This window comes from Aurantimonas sp. A2-1-M11 (genome assembly GCF_036549475.1).
Classification (GTDB): domain Bacteria; phylum Pseudomonadota; class Alphaproteobacteria; order Rhizobiales; family Rhizobiaceae; genus Aurantimonas.
Genome location: NZ_JAZHLI010000008.1, coordinates 62,528 through 77,742 on the forward strand (window position 1 = coordinate 62,528; position 15,215 = coordinate 77,742).

The 15,215-nt window shown below is 64.2% G+C and carries 14 protein-coding genes; all 14 read right to left on the reverse strand.

Annotated features, from left to right (window positions below; translation table 11 throughout):
- Positions 1-58 precede the first annotated feature (58 nt).
- Positions 59-598: a chemotaxis protein CheD gene (locus VQ042_RS05650; protein ID WP_442880038.1), complete on the reverse strand. Its 540-nt coding sequence runs from the start codon at positions 596-598 to the stop codon at positions 59-61.
- Positions 598-987: a response regulator gene (locus VQ042_RS05655; protein ID WP_331816463.1), complete on the reverse strand. Its 390-nt coding sequence runs from the start codon at positions 985-987 to the stop codon at positions 598-600. The genes VQ042_RS05650 and VQ042_RS05655 overlap by 1 nt, the downstream gene beginning before the upstream one ends.
- 112 nt (positions 988-1,099) lie before the next feature.
- Positions 1,100-2,143, reverse strand: a complete 1,044-nt coding sequence (locus VQ042_RS05660) for a protein-glutamate methylesterase/protein-glutamine glutaminase (RefSeq protein WP_331816585.1) — start codon at positions 2,141-2,143, stop codon at positions 1,100-1,102.
- A gap of 86 nt (positions 2,144-2,229) precedes the next feature.
- Positions 2,230-3,075 carry a CheR family methyltransferase gene (locus VQ042_RS05665; protein WP_331816465.1) on the reverse strand — a complete coding sequence of 282 codons (846 nt, stop codon included), beginning with the start codon at positions 3,073-3,075 and terminating at the stop codon, positions 2,230-2,232.
- Between the two features lie 187 nt (positions 3,076-3,262).
- The gene (locus tag VQ042_RS05670; protein ID WP_331816467.1) at positions 3,263-3,757 is read right to left on the reverse strand and encodes a chemotaxis protein CheW; all 495 of its coding nucleotides are present in this window, start codon (positions 3,755-3,757) and stop codon (positions 3,263-3,265) included.
- A 5-nt stretch (positions 3,758-3,762) separates the two neighbouring features.
- Positions 3,763-6,051: a chemotaxis protein CheA gene (locus VQ042_RS05675; protein WP_331816469.1), complete on the reverse strand. Its 2,289-nt coding sequence runs from the start codon at positions 6,049-6,051 to the stop codon at positions 3,763-3,765.
- Between the two features lie 93 nt (positions 6,052-6,144).
- The gene (locus VQ042_RS05680) at positions 6,145-6,516 is read right to left on the reverse strand and encodes a response regulator (protein WP_331816471.1); all 372 of its coding nucleotides are present in this window, start codon (positions 6,514-6,516) and stop codon (positions 6,145-6,147) included.
- Positions 6,513-6,818, reverse strand: a complete 306-nt coding sequence (locus VQ042_RS05685; protein WP_331816473.1) for an STAS domain-containing protein — start codon at positions 6,816-6,818, stop codon at positions 6,513-6,515. The genes VQ042_RS05680 and VQ042_RS05685 overlap by 4 nt, the downstream gene beginning before the upstream one ends.
- Positions 6,818-8,743 carry a methyl-accepting chemotaxis protein gene (locus tag VQ042_RS05690; protein WP_331816475.1) on the reverse strand — a complete coding sequence of 642 codons (1,926 nt, stop codon included), beginning with the start codon at positions 8,741-8,743 and terminating at the stop codon, positions 6,818-6,820. Before VQ042_RS05690 ends, VQ042_RS05685 begins: the two co-directional genes overlap by 1 nt.
- A 363-nt stretch (positions 8,744-9,106) precedes the next feature.
- Entirely contained in the window at positions 9,107-10,078 is a 972-nt protein-coding gene (locus tag VQ042_RS05695) for a flagellin N-terminal helical domain-containing protein (protein ID WP_331816477.1), read from the reverse strand.
- 322 nt (positions 10,079-10,400) lie between these two features.
- Positions 10,401-11,300: a flagellin N-terminal helical domain-containing protein gene (locus VQ042_RS05700; protein ID WP_331816479.1), complete on the reverse strand. Its 900-nt coding sequence runs from the start codon at positions 11,298-11,300 to the stop codon at positions 10,401-10,403.
- Between the two features lie 318 nt (positions 11,301-11,618).
- A complete protein-coding gene (locus VQ042_RS05705; RefSeq protein ID WP_331816481.1) occupies positions 11,619-12,551 on the reverse strand; it encodes a flagellin N-terminal helical domain-containing protein in 933 nt (310 codons plus the stop codon).
- Between the two features lie 315 nt (positions 12,552-12,866).
- The gene (locus VQ042_RS05710) at positions 12,867-13,796 is read right to left on the reverse strand and encodes a flagellin N-terminal helical domain-containing protein (RefSeq protein WP_331816483.1); all 930 of its coding nucleotides are present in this window, start codon (positions 13,794-13,796) and stop codon (positions 12,867-12,869) included.
- 286 nt (positions 13,797-14,082) lie between these two features.
- Positions 14,083-15,054 carry a flagellin N-terminal helical domain-containing protein gene (locus VQ042_RS05715; protein WP_331816485.1) on the reverse strand — a complete coding sequence of 324 codons (972 nt, stop codon included), beginning with the start codon at positions 15,052-15,054 and terminating at the stop codon, positions 14,083-14,085.
- Positions 15,055-15,215 lie beyond the last annotated feature (161 nt).

Consider the following 15,215-nt stretch of genomic DNA (forward strand, 5'->3'; position numbering starts at 1 on the left):
GCTAGAATTGCACGACGGGGGATTCGGGACGGTTCGCCACGATACGCCCCCGGTCCTTTCAGAAAAGTTCCACGTCGCCGATCGCGTCCGGCTTGCGAATGGGGCGGGCCACCGGGATCTTCGGCATGGCGGCCGGTTCGAACAGGATCTGCCGGGCCCTGCCCGAATGCGGCCAGTATTCGATCCGCCGTCCGACCTCCCCGCCCAGGCTGCCGCCCAGATAGGTGATCCTCTCCATGCGCAGGAAGCGCTCGGCGAAGATGGCGTTCTTGGAACCGACATTCGACAGGCGATCGACCGTCTGGGCACCGCCGAAGAGCTTGGCTTCCAGATTTTCGCGGCGCGCGCCCTGCTGCAGGAGCCCGTTGATCAGGAGCTCCATCAGGTACAGTCCGAAACTCTCGGTCCGGCCGCCTTCCTGGTCGCAGCTGCCGGGAAGCAGGAAATGGTTCATTCCGCCGACGCCTGCGACCCGGTCATGGATGCAGGCCGAGACGCAGGAGCCCAGGAGCGTCGTCAGCACCGTGTCCGGTCCCGAAGCCACCTTCGCTTCGCCCTGCATGACGTGAATGCGCTGCATGTCCGCTCGGTTCGGCATTACTGGAGACGACCGACCACCGCTTCCATGGTCTTCTTGAGGACGGGGACGGTGATCGGCTTGGCCAGGAAGTTGTTGACGCCGAACTGGGCCGCCCGCTGGACGAGTTCGCGATCGCCCTGGCCCGTCAGGATGATGAAGGGCGTCTTCTTCGTCGGGGCATAGGACCGCACGGCCTTCAGCAGCTGGATTCCGTCCAGCTTGGGCATGTTGAAATCCGAGATGATGATATGGCAGGGCGCCGTCATCATCGTCTGAAGCGCCTCCTCGCCATCGACGGCAAAGACGATCTGCTTGATTCCCAGTTGTTCCAGGGCGTCGCGAATCAGCATCCGGCTGGTGCGGTGATCGTCGACGATGAGAACTCTGATCCGGTCTGCAATGCTCATGGGGTCTATCCTTGTCGGATCCCTATTAAAGGGGGAATTTTATGAAGAGTTTCTCTCATCCGGATCGCGTATTTTCGCTGACAGGACATATGTTTGGGGAAACATCATCGGGTCACGCGAACAGCTGTCGGGTCACCCGCGACAGAGGGATCCTCTTCTCCGCGGCACCGATTTCGTAGGCTACCCGCGGCATGCCGTAGACAAGCGAACTCTCCTCGTCCTGGGCGAGCGTGCGCGAGCCGTCCTTGCGCATCTCCAGAAGACCCTGCGCCCCGTCGCGGCCCATGCCGGTCAGGATGACGCCGCTGGAACGGCCCTTGAAGTTCTTGGCGATGGACGCGAACAGAACGTCGACCGACGGGCGGTGCCCAGAGACCGGATCGTCGGCGACCAGAGAAATGTAGGGCTGCACCGCCTTGCGCAGGATCATGTGGCGGCCACCGCCCGGTGCCAGATAGACGTGGCCGGGGCGCAGGACATCGCCGTCCTTCGCCTCGGTCACATGCGCCGGGCACAGGCGGTCGAGCCGCGCGGCGAATGACCCGGTGAAGGCCGCGGGCAGATGCTGCACGATCAGCGTCGGCGGACAATCGGCGGGAAACTCCGCCAGAACCTGCGTGAGCGCCTCGACGCCGCCGGTCGACGAACCGATCCCGATCAGTTCCGGCCCGGTCGCCGAGCGCATCACCACATGGGGTGCAGGCGACGACGGCGCGGCGCGGCTCGCAGGCACGGCGGCCGCGCCCCGACGCTGGACCAGCCGCCCCTTGGCCTGCGCAGCCTCCTTGATCAAGCCCGGCAGGGCGTCAAAGGTGTTGCTGCCGGCGCCCGGCTTGGCGATGCAGTCGAAGGCGCCGATCTCCAGCGCCTCCAGCGTGACCGACGCGCCAGGCGCGGTGAGATTCGACACCATGATGACAGGCGTCGGCCGCAGCTGCATGATCTTCTGCAGGAAGTCGATGCCATTCATGTTCGGCATCTCGACGTCCAGGGTGACGACGTCCGGATCCAGTTCCTTCATCTTCTCCCGGGCCTCGAAGGGGTTGGCGGCTTCGCCGACCACCTCGATGCCCGGATCGTTCTTCAGCACGTTGCGGATCAATGCCCGCATCGTCATGGAATCGTCGACGATGAGAACCGTTGCAGCTGGCATCATCGCGTCCCTGCTCCGTCCGGCATCGCGATCGTCGGCCCTGCTCGGCGAACCCGTATCGAGGGTCTGGTGTCCGCGTTCCATCATCGTCAGCTTCCGGCTTTGCGGTAGGAGGTATTGGACGCGTAGGTCAGCAACGATGCCGCAGCCCCGGTCACGCGCTCGGAATGGCCGACATAGAGGAAACCGTCCGGCAGGATCCGCTCGGCGAAACGGTTCCACACCCTCTCGCGGGTCGTCTGGTCGAAATAGATTGTCACGTTGCGGCAGAAGATGGCGTCGAACATGCCCTTCATCGGCCACTGGCCGATGAGGTTGAGTTCGCGGAACGACACGAGATCGCGCATCGTATCGGCGACCTCGAAGCTCATCTCTTCGGTGGCACCGCGGTGGCTGCTCGTCGCCCCGTGGACCGGACGGAACCAGCGCCGGCGCAGATCGGCCGGCACGTTTTCGAGATCGCTCGACAGGTAGATGCCGGCGCGGCCGGTGGCCACGACATTCGGATCGATGTCGGTCGCCAGGATGCGGACGTCATGGTCGGCCGCGTCCGGCATCATCGACAGCAGGGTCATCGCGATCGAATAGGGTTCGTGGCCGTTGGAGCAGCCCGCCGACCAGATCCGCACGCGCCCGCCCTGCTTGGCGCTGGCCAGCAGCGGCGGCAACAGGCTGTTCTTCAGATGGTCGAAATGATGCTGCTCGCGGAAGAAATGCGTGACGTTGGTCGTCAGCGAGGCGAGCATCTTCATGCGCTCGTCGGCACCGCCGGAGCCGGCCACCAGGGCGCAATAGTCGCGGAAGCTCTCCATGCCGAGGCTTCGCAGCCGTTTGGACAACCGCGAATAGACCAGGGACGCCTTCGACGCCGTCAGGTGAATGCCGGCGTCGTCGTAGAGGATCCGGGCGATATTGGTGAAGTCCGCCTCAGTCATCGGAAACTCGCCGGAACCGATCGACGCGGAGCCGCCCCGCGGCCGCCGGCCTCCCGGCTTTTCTTGCTGATGTCCGGCCGCCAAGCGCCCTACTCCACCTTCGCTCGATGGTGCCGGACGATCCGTCGCCCGGCCCCAACGTGCCATTTCTGTCCTGTCGAGATGCTGTCCTGCCTCGCGTCGGCCGTCAGGCCGCGTCGCGAAGCTGCGGCAGCACGTTGTCCGTCGCCAGCAGCGAGACCATGCGGCCCTCGAGTGCCATGACGCCGCGGACGAACTGCTTGGCGAATTCCGTCGCCATGTCCGGCGGCGGCTGCAGGGCGTCGTCGGTCACCGTCAGTATATCGGAGACGGCATCGACCAGGAGCCCGAACAGCTGCTGCTGCGAGCGCGCCACGATGATGACGCTGCGGGCGGTCGGCTGGGTCTTCGGGAAGCCCAGGCGCGCCGCCAGGTCGACGATCGGCAGCACCGCGCCGCGCAGATTGATGACGCCGTTGACGTAGGACGGAGCGTGCGGGATCGGCGTTGCCGGGGTCCAGCCGCGGATCTCGCGGACCGACATGATGTCGACGCAGAATTCCTGCTCGCCGATGCGGAAGGCGACCAGTTCGCGGCCGTTGCCTTCACCGCGATTGTCGTTCTGGGCGGGCTTCCCGGTCTGTGTGAAAGAAGTCGTCATCTGTCCTACTCCGCGGCCTGTTGCATGGCGTTGCTGGCGAAGGCGTTATCGCCCCGCGATGTCGCGACGACGGTATCGACGTCGAGAATGAGGGCGACGCGACCGTCGCCGAGAATGGTGGCGGCGGCGATGCCGGGCACGCTGCCGTAATTGGTTTCCAGGCTCTTGATCACGACCTGGCGCTGACCCTGGATGGCGTCGACAAGCAGCGCCGAACGCAGACCCTTCTCCGCCTCGACCAGGATGGCGACGCCGGCAGTGGCGTCGGCCGCCTTGCCGGTGAATCCCAGTTCGCGGCCGACATCGACGAGCGGCAGGAAGCTGTCGCGCACCTTCACCACCCGCGCGTCGCCGCCGAAGCTCTTCACCTCTTCCGCCTTGGGCTGCAGCGTCTCGATGATCGCAGTCAGCGGTACCACGACCGTCTGGTCGCCGACCGAGACGATCATGCCGTCGAGGACCGCCAGGGTCAGCGGCAGGCTCATGGTGAAGATCGAGCCCTGGCCGGGTTCCGAGGCGATCGACACGCGGCCGCCGAGCGCCTGGATCGAGCGCTTGACGACATCCATGCCGACGCCGCGGCCCGACAGTTCGGACACCGAGGAGGCGGTCGAGAAGCCCGGCGCGAAGATCAGGTTGTCGATCTCCTCGTTGGTCAGATTGGCGTCGGCTGGGATCAGCCCCTTGCTGATCGCGATTTCCTGCACCTTGGGCCGGTTGATGCCGGCGCCGTCGTCGGCGATCTCGATGACGATGCGGCCCGAGCGATGCATCGCCGCGACCTTCACCGTGCCTTCGGCAGTCTTGCCGGCAGCCAGACGCACCTCGGGCTTTTCCAGCCCGTGGTCGATCGCGTTGCGCAGCATGTGGGTCAACGGATCGGCCAGGCGCTCGATGACGGTCTTGTCGACCTCGGTCCACTCGCCTTCCGTGACCAGCCGAACCGTCTTGCCGGAGATTTCCGCGACTTCACGCGCCAGGCGCGGCAGCCGCTGGAAGACCGACTTCACCGGCTGGGCGCGGATCGCCATGACGCTGTCCTGGATGCCGCGGGTCAGCTGCTCGAGTTCGTCGAGCCCGACCGCGAGCTCCGAGGTACGGGCCAGGCCCGCCTGATAGGCGCGCTGGGACAGCATGACCTGGTGGATGACCAGTTCGCCGACGAGGTCGATCAGCCGGTCGACCCGCTCGAGGTCGACACGGATCGTCTGGGCGGCCGCCGTCGTGGGCTTACCCTCGGCATCGGTCGTGCCCCTGGCCTCGGAGGGCAGCGCCTTCGGCACGGCGTTCGCAGCGGGGGCAGCTTCTTGGATATCGGCAGTTGCCGGTGCGGGCGCTGCGGCCTCGAGTTCTTCCTCCGCAGGAGGCGTTTCGGCGACGACGGGCGCGGCGGCCATTGGCGCCGCTGCCGGTGCTTCCTCGGCAGTATCGGCCGGCACGTCGCCGCGAATGCGGGCAAGGATCTCGGCCAGGTCGGAATCGAACCCGCCGGCGTCGCCGCCTGCCTTGTCGGCCTCGATCGTCAGATCGCAATCCCACTCGACGAATTCGAAGATCTCGCGCACGGCCTCCTCGGTGGAGGCGGTGCGAAGCTCCACGTTCCAGGTGAGATAGGCGCTCTCGGGATCCAGATCCTGCAGCTGCGGCAGTTCGCTGGTGTCGCAACTGATCACTGCTTCGCCGAACTTGCAAAGATCGCGCAGGACGACAGCCGCCTCGTTGGCCTTCGAATAGAGACCCTCATGGGGCTTGAAGGAAATGCGGAACACGGTTTCGCCGTCGGAATCGGCGTCGTCGTCGCCACCACCCAGCAGATCGTCGAGATCGACGGCGATCGGCACGAAATCGAGATCGCCCATGCCCTGATCGTCGTCGGCGCCTGCGGTCGCGGGAGCATCGGCTTCCGCCGTCCCGCCGACCAGCGCCTTCAGTTCGGCGGCCAGGCCGTCATTGCGGGCCGCGTCGGCGACGCCGCCATCGCGGGCAACGGTGACAAGGTCGGCAAGGGCGTCGCCGGAGCGCAGCATCACCTTGATGACCGTATCAGTCGCTTCGAGCCGGTTGGAGCGCAGCCCGTCGAGCGTCGTCTCGAAGATGTGGGCGAAACGGACCAGATCGTCGAGGCTGAAGGCCCCTGCCCCGCCCTTGATCGAGTGCACCGCCCGGAACACGGCGTTGACCGTATCGGAATCGGCCTCGCCGTTCTCGATCGCCAGCAATCCGGCTTCCAGCTCCGCAAGCTGCTCGGCGCATTCCTCGAAGAATGTCTGCCGGATTTCCGCCATCGCGTCCATGTCGCTACCTTCTTGTTCCTGCTCGCACTGCTGTCTGCTTGGCGGTCGTGCCGGCGGCTTGCCGTCGGCGTGACCGCCGACAAGGGCGCTCTGCTATGCTGCGACGCGGTTGATCGCGTCTACGAGCTTGACCGGGTCGAAGGGCTTGACGATCCAGCCGGTCGCACCGGCGGTACGGGCCCGCTGCTTCTTCTCGGCGTCGCTCTCGGTCGTCAGCACCAGGATCGGGATGGCGCGGCGCCGGGGGTCGACCCGCACTTCCTCGATGAACTGGAAGCCGTCCTTGCGGGGCATGTTGATGTCGGTGATGATGACGTCGGGCTCGACGTCCATGCCCTCGAGGACCTCGATCCCGTGGGCGCCGTCCTCGGCCTGCACGACGATGAAGCCTTGAGACGTCAGGGTTGCCCGCAGCATCTCGCGCATCGTCCGCGAGTCGTCGATCGTCAGAACTGTCCTGCTCATGCGAGGCTTCCCTTGTCGCTGATGTGCTCGGGCGTCAGCCCGAGAAGTTCGAGGCCGCCCAGGAAGGCGTCCGAAGGTGTTTCGAGGTCGAACGGCGTGTCGTCGACCTTCCAGGTCGCAGCGGCAGAGAGCAGGACCTGGACGCACTGGCCGCCGAGCCTGGACACCTTGGAGGCGTCGACCTTGACCGGTCCGCCGCGCAGGGCCAGGAGCTGTTCCGCCAGGGGAGCAGCCGCCTTGATGTCGAGGATTTCAGGCAGGTCGACCAGGGTCGGCTTGCGGTTTGCGGGCTTCCTGGCCATCAGAATTCCTCCCAGCCATCTTCCTGAGTCTGCGGGGCGCGGGCGGTGCCGCGGGTGCCGGTGGCGCGCATCTGCACGACCGGGCCAGCGCCGCGGCGCTGCGGCTGGGCGTTGCGGGCCGCAGGGCGGCCGGCATCGCCGGCGCTAGTGCGGAACTTCGCCATCGCGTGGGCCAGTTCGTCGGTCTCGTTCGAAAGCGTCTGGCTGGCAGCCGTGGCTTCCTCGACCATCGCGGCGTTCTGCTGGGTGACCTTGTCCATCTGGTCGGCCGCGCCGGAGACCTCGCGCAGGCTCGTCGCCTGTTCCCGGGCCGAGGCGGCGATGGTCGAGATGACCTCGGCCATGGCGCTGACCTCGGTGACGATCTCCTCCAGCGACTTGCCGGACGCGGTCACCAGTTCCACGCCGGTGCCGACCTGCTCGCGCGAGGTGGCGATCAGGGTCTTGATCTCCTTGGCCGCTTCCGCCGAACGCTGGGCGAGACCGCGCACTTCCTGCGCCACCACCGCGAAGCCCTTGCCCGCCTCGCCGGCCCGTGCCGCCTCGACGCCGGCGTTGAGTGCCAGGAGGTTGGTCTGGAAGGCGATTTCGTCGATCACCGAGATGATCGAGTTGATCTTCTCGGACGACTGCTCGATCTGGCCCATGGCGGTGACCGCCTTGCCGACGATCTCGCCGCCCTTCTGGGCCTTTTCGCGGGCCCCCGAGGCCACGAGCTGCGCCTTGCCGGCGCCCTCGGCGGTCTCGTTGACGGCCTGGGTCACTTCGCCCAGGGCCGCGACGGTCTGCTCGAGGCTGGCCGCCTGCTGCTCGGTGCGGTGGGCCAGGTCGTTGGACGCGGTGTTGATCTCGCCGAGGCCGGTGCGGATCGAGGCGATGGAGGTGACCACATGGCCGATGGCGGTTTCCAGCGCCGCGACGCTGGCATTGAACTTGGCGCGGATCGGCTCGAACTCGGTCGCCACCTTGTCCTGCATGCGCACGGTCAGGTCGCCGGCCGACAGGCGCTCGAAGCCGACCTCGACGATGCCGACGAAGGCCCGCAGGTCTTCCGCCTTGGCGTCGTCCAGCGCGGCCTGGCGCTTGGCGGCCTCGTCCTGGCTGATGCGGGATGCCTCGGCCTGCGCGGCCAGCTCGTCGCGGTCGATGGCTGCCTGCTTGAAGGTCTCGACGGCAACGGCCATCTCGCCCACTTCGTCCTTGCGGCTGGCGCCGGGGATCACGACGGTCTTGTCGCCGTCGGCCAGCTTGCGCATCACGCCGGTCATCTGGACGATCGGCGTGGCGATGGCTCGGGACAGCACCCAACCAAGGCCAACCGCGACCAGGATCAGGGCGCCCATGCCGATCATCAGTGCGATTTCGGCTGCGCTATTGGCCTCTGCTTCGGCAAGGGTTCCCGCGGCGACTGCAGCGGTCGTCGTGTCACGAACCGAATCGATGATGGTCTCGATCGGCTCGATGAACTCGTCGGCCTTGCCGGAATTGAAGAGCGTCAGCGCCTGAGGATAGGTCAATTCGCTGCCGGCGTTGCGGATGACCGGGTCGGCGATCTCGGTCTGCCATGCAGCCATCGCGGCCGACACCTTCGGCAACTCCGCGGCGATCGGGCTGCCGGCGCCGGCGATGGTGCCGAGCTCGGCGACATTCTTCTTGAAGGTCTCGTAATGCTCCTTCACCCGCCCGGAGAAGTAGGCGTCGCGGGTGATCATGAAGCCGCGCAGCGAGTTCTCCTGCCGGGCGAGCGCGAAGCGCGCGTCGATCGCGGCATTGGACAGGGCGACCTGGTGGTTCTTGTCCTCGCTCGCCGCCTCGATCGTCGTCATGGACTGGAACAGCAGCGCGCCCATGCAGGCGGCGATCACGACGAGTATTGCGAACGCAGCCGCAATCTTCTTGGATATCTTCAGATTTGCCAGCTGCATGATCGTGATCGTCCTTGGAAATTTGCGCAGGAAGACACCCGAAGCTCGGGCGCGGCGCCGTTACGAAACTAGAGGCGGGATGGTTAACGGTTTCTTATCGACAGCCTGTCGAGGCTTGCGTCAGGGATGCGCCACGATGCCGTCGCGCCCGCCGCACCATCTGGCAGGAAATTGCTTTCGATTGTCTTGCTTACGCGACGAAACCGTCGACCGGCAGAAAATTCGACAAAAGGCGCGTGCATCGCCTCGCTTATACTAAGCGTGGCGTACATCTCTGTTCGTCAATCGTGGTCGGACGAGACCCAGACGCAGGAACGGGCCCGGCCGAGGCCGGGCCCGTTCCGTCAATGAAGCGCGGTCCGTTTAGCGGAAGAGCGCCAGGACCGACTGCGAGGATGCATTGGCGATCGACAGGGCCTGGACGCCCAGCTGCTGCTGCGTCTGCAGCGCCTTCAGCCGGGTCGATTCCTCGGTCATGTCCGCATCCACCAGCGTGCCGACACCCTTGTCGATGGAGTTGCGCAGGTTCGAGACGAACTCCGACTGGATATCCATGCGGTTCTTCGAGGCGCCCAGGTTGGAGGCCGACGTGGTCATGTCCGTGAGGATCTTGTCGACGACGCGAACCATGGCGTTCACATCCGCGGCCGTGGTGGTGCTGGCGAGCTCGATCAACTTACCGGTGGCGGCGGTCGTCTGAGTTCCAGCAGCGTCGATCAGACGATATTCGTCCGGCGCTGTGGTCGGTGTCGCCAGCAGCAGATCCGCATCGTAGTCCTTGGTGAGGATTCCCTGCGTTTCGTCGCTGGTGCCGATCAGCGTCATTTTGGAGACATCGATGCTGATCGTTCCGACGGAGACGGCGCCGCCGGAGTCGCGGTTGAAGGAGGCGACGACGCTCTTGCTGCCGGCCGCCGCAGCGGTCGTGTTCTGCAGCCAGTTCTCGCCCGAGAAGCTGGCCGAGGAAGCGATGCTGGACAGCTGGTTCTTCAGCTCGGTCAGTTCCGAGTTGATCTTGGTCTTGTCGACACCCGGTTCGATGGCCGCAAGCAGCTTGGCCTTGATCTCGGAGGTGACGTCGATCGCCGCTTCCATGCCGGTATAGGCGACGTCGACCTTGGCCTGGCCGAGGCCGAGCGCGTCCTCGACGGCGCCGAGTGCCTTGTTGTCCGAGCGCATGGTGGTGGCGATCGACCAGTAGGCAGCGTTGTCCGATGCCGCACCGACGCGGTAGCCCGTCGAGATGCGGTTCTGGGTCTGGTCGAGGCTACTGTTGATCATCGACAGGCTCCGCAGAGCCGTCATTGCCGACGTATTGGTATTGATGGAGGTCATTGTATTGTCCCGTAAAGCGGAATTTCAAACAGGGGACAGTCCGGATCGGCCGGTATAACGAAGCGGCATCATGCCCGTGACCAGCGATTTCTCGCCAGCCACCTCGCTATGCCTGCACCATCGGGTCCATCGACCTACCGGTGACTTAAATTCGGTGGTTAACGCAGCTCGCGTACAGCCGCTTCCACGGTCATCGTAAATCGCCTACTAAAAAATTTCACAAGAGTGGAACGATTTACAGGTCTGTCGTCTTGCTCATGACGCAAAAACGGGCCCGGCCTTGCGACCGGACCCGTCCATGTCAGTGTCGAAGCGCCGTGTCTTAGCGGAAGAGCGACAGCAGCGACTGCGAGGAGTTGTTGGCGATCGACAGCGCCTGGACGCCCAGCTGCTGCTGCGTCTGCAGCGCCTTCAGCCGGGTGGATTCCTCGGTCATATCCGCATCCACGAGCGTGCCCACGCCCTTTTCGATGGAGTTGCGCAGGTTGGAGACGAACTCCGACTGGATGTCCATGCGGTTCTTGGCGGCACCGAGGTTGGAGGCGGCGGTCGTCATCGACTTCAGGGCCTCGTCGACGTCGGAGATCATGGTCGAGACCTGAGCATCGGTCGTCGTACCAGTGAGGGCGAGCGTCGAGACGACGGTTCCCCCCGTACGCGCCACGTCGAGAATGCCGGTCGTTCCATTTGAATCGAACAGCTTCGTCTTCGAGGTATCGATGCCGATGGTGCCCACGGACACGGAACCGTCGGCCGCCCGGTTGAAGGACGAAACGACAGACTTGGTTGCGGTGTAACCCGCAGCGCCGCTGTTGACCGACAGCCAGTTTTCGCCCGAGAACGACGCGGACGAGGCAATCGAGGTGAGCTGGCCCTGCAGTTCCTTGATTTCCGACTGGATCTTGGTCTTGTCGACACCCGGCTCGCGCGCCGCGACCAGCTTGGACTTGATCTCGTCGACGACGTCGATGGCGGCGGTCATGCCGGTGTAGGCGGTGTCGACCTTGGCCTGGCCCAGCCCGAGCGCGTCCTGCACTGCGCCAAGCGCCTTGTTGTCCGAGCGCATCGTTGTTGCGATCGACCAGTAGGCCGCATTGTCGGACGCGGCACCGACGCGGTAGCCGGTCGAAATACGGTTCTGGGTCTGGTCGAGACTGCTGTTGATCATGGACAGGCTCTGCAGAGCCGTCATTGCCGAAGTATTGGTGTTGATGGAGGTCATTGTATTGTCCCGTACGCGGAATTTTAAACTGGGGACAGTCCGGATCGGCCGGTATAACGAAGCGGCATCATGCCCGTGACCAGCGATTTCTCCGCCAGCCACCTCGCTATGGCGGCATTTTCTGCCGCAACGACCTACCGGTGACTTAAGTTCATTGGTTAATGACGGGCGCCCGCGGCCTTTTGAAGATTCATCATGAATCGCCTGCTTACAAACTCTACGGTAACCGAATTATATTCGCCCCTCTCCCACCCGACACGCAAAACGGGCCCGGCCTTGCGGCCGGACCCGTTCCGTCCACAGTAGCCGTGCCGTGTCTTAACGGAAGAGCGACAGCAGGGACTGCGAGGAGTTGTTGGCGATCGACAGCGCCTGGACGCCCAGCTGCTGCTGCGTCTGCAGCGCCTTCAACCGGGTCGATTCCTCGGTCATGTCCGCGTCCACCAGCGTGCCGACGCCCTTCTCGATGGAGTCACGCAGGTTGGAGACGAACTCCGACTGGATATCCATGCGGCTCTTGGAGGCACCGAGATTCGAGCCGGCCGTCGTCATCGACTTCAAAGCCGTATCGACGGCCGAGATCATTCCCGTCAATACCGTATCGTCGACATTGGCGGCGGTGATGTCGAGGGTCGAGACCGTATACACCACATTGACAGGTGTGGCGGCGCCGTTTGCGGTGGTGACTACCTCGTCGAGGATACCGTCATCCGTCCCAGCTGCCGCGACATCGCGGAACAGCTTCACGGACAAGACGTCGATATCGATGGTGCCGACGGAGACCGTGCCTGCCGCGGAGCGGTTGAAGGATGCAACCACGCTCTTCGAGCCGGTGCCGCCGTCGAACTTCAGCCAGTTCTCGCCGGAGAAGGAGGCCGAGGTCGCGATCGAGGACAGCTGGCCCTGAAGCTCCTTGAGCTCGGACTGGATCTTCGCCTTGTCGACGCCCGGCTCCTTGGCCGCGACGAGCTTGGCCTTCATTTCGTCGACGACGTCGATGGCGGCCTTCATGCCGGTATAGGCCGTGTCGACCTTGGCCTGGCCGAGGCCGAGCGCGTCCTCGACGGCGCCGAGGGCCTTGTTGTCCGAACGCATGGTGGTGGCGATCGACCAGTAGGCGGCGTTGTCCGAAGCAGCCCCGACGCGGTAGCCGGTGGAGATGCGGTTCTGGGTCTGGTCGAGGCTGCTGTTGATCATCGACAGGCTCTGGAGAGCCGTCATCGCCGACGTATTGGTATTGATGGAGGTCATGTTGGTGTCCCGTAATGCGGAAGTTCTGAGAGGGGGACAGTCCGGGTCGGCCGGTATGACGAAGCGGCATCATGCCCGTGATCGGCGTCTGTCTGGCCGGTCACCTCGTCATGCCATCATCATCTGCCGCCGCCACCTACTGGCTACTTAAGTTTGATGGTTAACGACGCTCGCCCCCACCGCACCGCAAGTCATCGTGAATCAAACGCTAATATATTGGCGCTTGCGCGCAGATCAGCCCTCACTCACCCCGAGACACAGACGGGCCCGGCCTTGCGGCCGGGCCCGTCCCATTCAAAGTGGCCGTGCCGTGTCTTAGCGGAAGAGCGACAGCAGCGACTGCGAGGAGTTGTTGGCGATCGACAGCGCCTGGACGCCCAGCTGCTGCTGCGTCTGCAGCGCCTTCAACCGGGTCGATTCCTCGGTCATGTCCGCGTCCACCAGCGTGCCCACACCCTTCTCGATGGAATCGCGCAGGTTGGAGACGAACTCCGACTGGATATCCATGCGGCTCTTGGCAGCGCCGAGATTGGAGGCTGCCGTCGTCATGGACTGGATTGCATCATCCACTTCAGAGATCATCTGGTTGATGTCGAGATCGGTGACGCCCGCGGTGGTGATGTCGAGATTGCTCACCGAGACCGTCACGTTGCCACCACCGGTGGTGGTGAAAGTGCTGTTCAGAATGCCGTTGTCGGTGCCAGCTGCGGCAGGATTGTCGTCACCGAACAATTTGGTGGCGCCGATGACGATCTCGATCGTGCCCACCGAAACGGCGCCGGCTGCACTGCGGTTGAACGAGGCGACGACATTCTTGGTATCGGTCGTCGCGCCGTCGAAGGACAGCCAGTTTTCGCCCGAGAAGGAGGCCGAGGTCGCGATCGACGAAAGCTGGCCCTGCAGTTCCTTGATTTCCGCCTGGATCTTCGACCTGTCGACGCCCGGCTCGCGCGCGGCGACGAGCTTGGCCTTCATTTCGTCGACCACGTCGATGGCAGCCTTCATGCCGGTATAGGCCGTGTCGACCTTCGCCTGGCCCAGGCCAAGCGCGTCCTCGACGGCGCCGAGGGCCTTGTTGTCCGAGCGCATGGTGGTGGCGATCGACCAGTAGGCGGCGTTGTCCGAAGCAGCACCGACGCGGTAGCCTGTGGAGATGCGGTTCTGGGTCTGGTCGAGGTTGCTGTTGATCATCGACAGGCTCTGCAGAGCCGTCATCGCCGACGTATTGGTATTGATGGAGGTCATGATGGTGTCCCGTGACGCGGAAAATGAACAGGGGGACAGTCCGGATTGGCCGGGATAACGAAACGGCGTCATGCCTGTGCCCAACCATGCGGTCGATCACTTCGCTATGACCTCAGACTGTCAGGACAGGTCTACGCTTTGCTTAAGTTGTATGGTTAACTTTCTGCAAATGTCCATATTTGTTCTTTCTGGATCGCGTCCAATCAAATCAGTCTCGTTTTTCCAAATACAAATGGGCCCGCCCTTGCGGCCGGACCCGTCCATGTCAGTGTCGAAGCGCCGTGTCTTAGCGGAAGAGCGACAGCAGCGACTGCGAGGAGTTGTTGGCGATCGACAGCGCCTGAACGCCCAGCTGCTGCTGCGTCTGCAGCGCTTTCAGCCGGGTGGACTCCTCCGTCATGTCCGCATCCACCAGCGTGCCGACGCCGGTCTCGATGGAATCGCGCAGGTTGGAGATGAACTCCGACTGGATGTCCATGCGGCTCTTGGCGGCACCGAGGTTCGAGGCGGCCGTCGTCATCCGCTGCAGGGCGTCGTCGACACCGCTGATGAAGCCATTCAATATTCCCACGTCAACCAGCGAGTCGGTCAGACCCGAGATGCTGAGGGTCGACACGTCAAAGCTGCCGGCAGCCGTCTGGTCGGTCAGATAAGCACCCGCCGCATCGTATTTTCCGTCGAGGATACCGGTTCCCGCAAGAGGACCGAGAAGGTTGGTGTTAGCCGCGGCGTCGAACAGCTTGGTCTTCGAGGTGTCGATCTGGATGGTGCCGACCGAAACCGTTCCGTCCGCGGCGCGGTTGAAGGACGCGACGACCGACTTGGTCGCATTGGCCGGCGCGGTGGAATTGACCGACAGCCAGTTCTCGCCCGAGAAGGACGCAGAGGTGGCGATCGACGTCAGCTGGCCCTGCAGCTCGGTGAGCTCCGCCTGGATCTTGGTCTTGTCGACGCCCGGTTCACGGGCTGCGACGAGCTTGGCCTTCATCTCGTCGACGACGTCGATGGCTGCCTTCATGCCCGTATAGGCCGTGTCGACCTTGGCCTGGCCGAGGCCGAGCGCGTCCTCGACGGCGCCGAGGGCCTTGTTGTCCGAGCGCATGGTGGTGGCGATCGACCAGTAGGCGGCGTTATCCGAGGCCGCACCGACGCGGTAGCCTGTGGAGATGCGGTTCTGGGTCTGGTCGAGGTTGCTGTTGATCATCGACAGGCTCTGCAGAGCCGTCATTGCCGACGTATTGGTATTGATGGAGGTCATGGTGGTGTCCCGTAACGCAGAGTAATGAACAAGAGGGACAGTCCGGATCGGCCGGGATAACGAAACGGCGTCATGCCTGTGGCCGTCAATCGCGGCCACCTCGCTATGTCATCAACATAGCCAGCGCCGGACTACTAAGCGGCTAAGGAATATGGTTAACA

Excerpts from the sequence above, each read along its gene's own strand:
- VQ042_RS05705 (WP_331816481.1), bottom strand. The coding sequence starts at position 12,551 with ATGACCTCCATCAATACCAATACGTCGGCGATGACGGCTCTCCAGAGC.
- VQ042_RS05685 (WP_331816473.1), bottom strand. The coding sequence starts at position 6,818 with ATGGCCAGGAAGCCCGCAAACCGCAAGCCGACCCTGGTCGACCTGCCT.
- VQ042_RS05680 (WP_331816471.1), bottom strand. The coding sequence starts at position 6,516 with ATGAGCAGGACAGTTCTGACGATCGACGACTCGCGGACGATGCGCGAG.
- VQ042_RS05655 (WP_331816463.1), bottom strand. The coding sequence starts at position 987 with ATGAGCATTGCAGACCGGATCAGAGTTCTCATCGTCGACGATCACCGC.
- VQ042_RS05715 (WP_331816485.1), bottom strand. The coding sequence starts at position 15,054 with ATGACCTCCATCAATACCAATACGTCGGCAATGACGGCTCTGCAGAGC.
- VQ042_RS05710 (WP_331816483.1), bottom strand. The coding sequence starts at position 13,796 with ATGACCTCCATCAATACCAATACGTCGGCGATGACGGCTCTGCAGAGC.
- VQ042_RS05665 (WP_331816465.1), bottom strand. The coding sequence starts at position 3,075 with ATGACTGAGGCGGACTTCACCAATATCGCCCGGATCCTCTACGACGAC.
- VQ042_RS05675 (WP_331816469.1), bottom strand. The coding sequence starts at position 6,051 with ATGGACGCGATGGCGGAAATCCGGCAGACATTCTTCGAGGAATGCGCC.
- VQ042_RS05650 (WP_442880038.1), bottom strand. The coding sequence starts at position 598 with ATGCCGAACCGAGCGGACATGCAGCGCATTCACGTCATGCAGGGCGAA.
- VQ042_RS05670 (WP_331816467.1), bottom strand. The coding sequence starts at position 3,757 with ATGACGACTTCTTTCACACAGACCGGGAAGCCCGCCCAGAACGACAAT.
- VQ042_RS05695 (WP_331816477.1), bottom strand. The coding sequence starts at position 10,078 with ATGACCTCCATCAATACCAATACGTCGGCAATGACGGCTCTGCGGAGC.
- VQ042_RS05690 (WP_331816475.1), bottom strand. The coding sequence starts at position 8,743 with ATGCAGCTGGCAAATCTGAAGATATCCAAGAAGATTGCGGCTGCGTTC.
- VQ042_RS05700 (WP_331816479.1), bottom strand. The coding sequence starts at position 11,300 with ATGACCTCCATCAACACCAATACTTCGGCAATGACGGCTCTGCAGAGC.
- VQ042_RS05660 (WP_331816585.1), bottom strand. The coding sequence starts at position 2,143 with ATGATGCCAGCTGCAACGGTTCTCATCGTCGACGATTCCATGACGATG.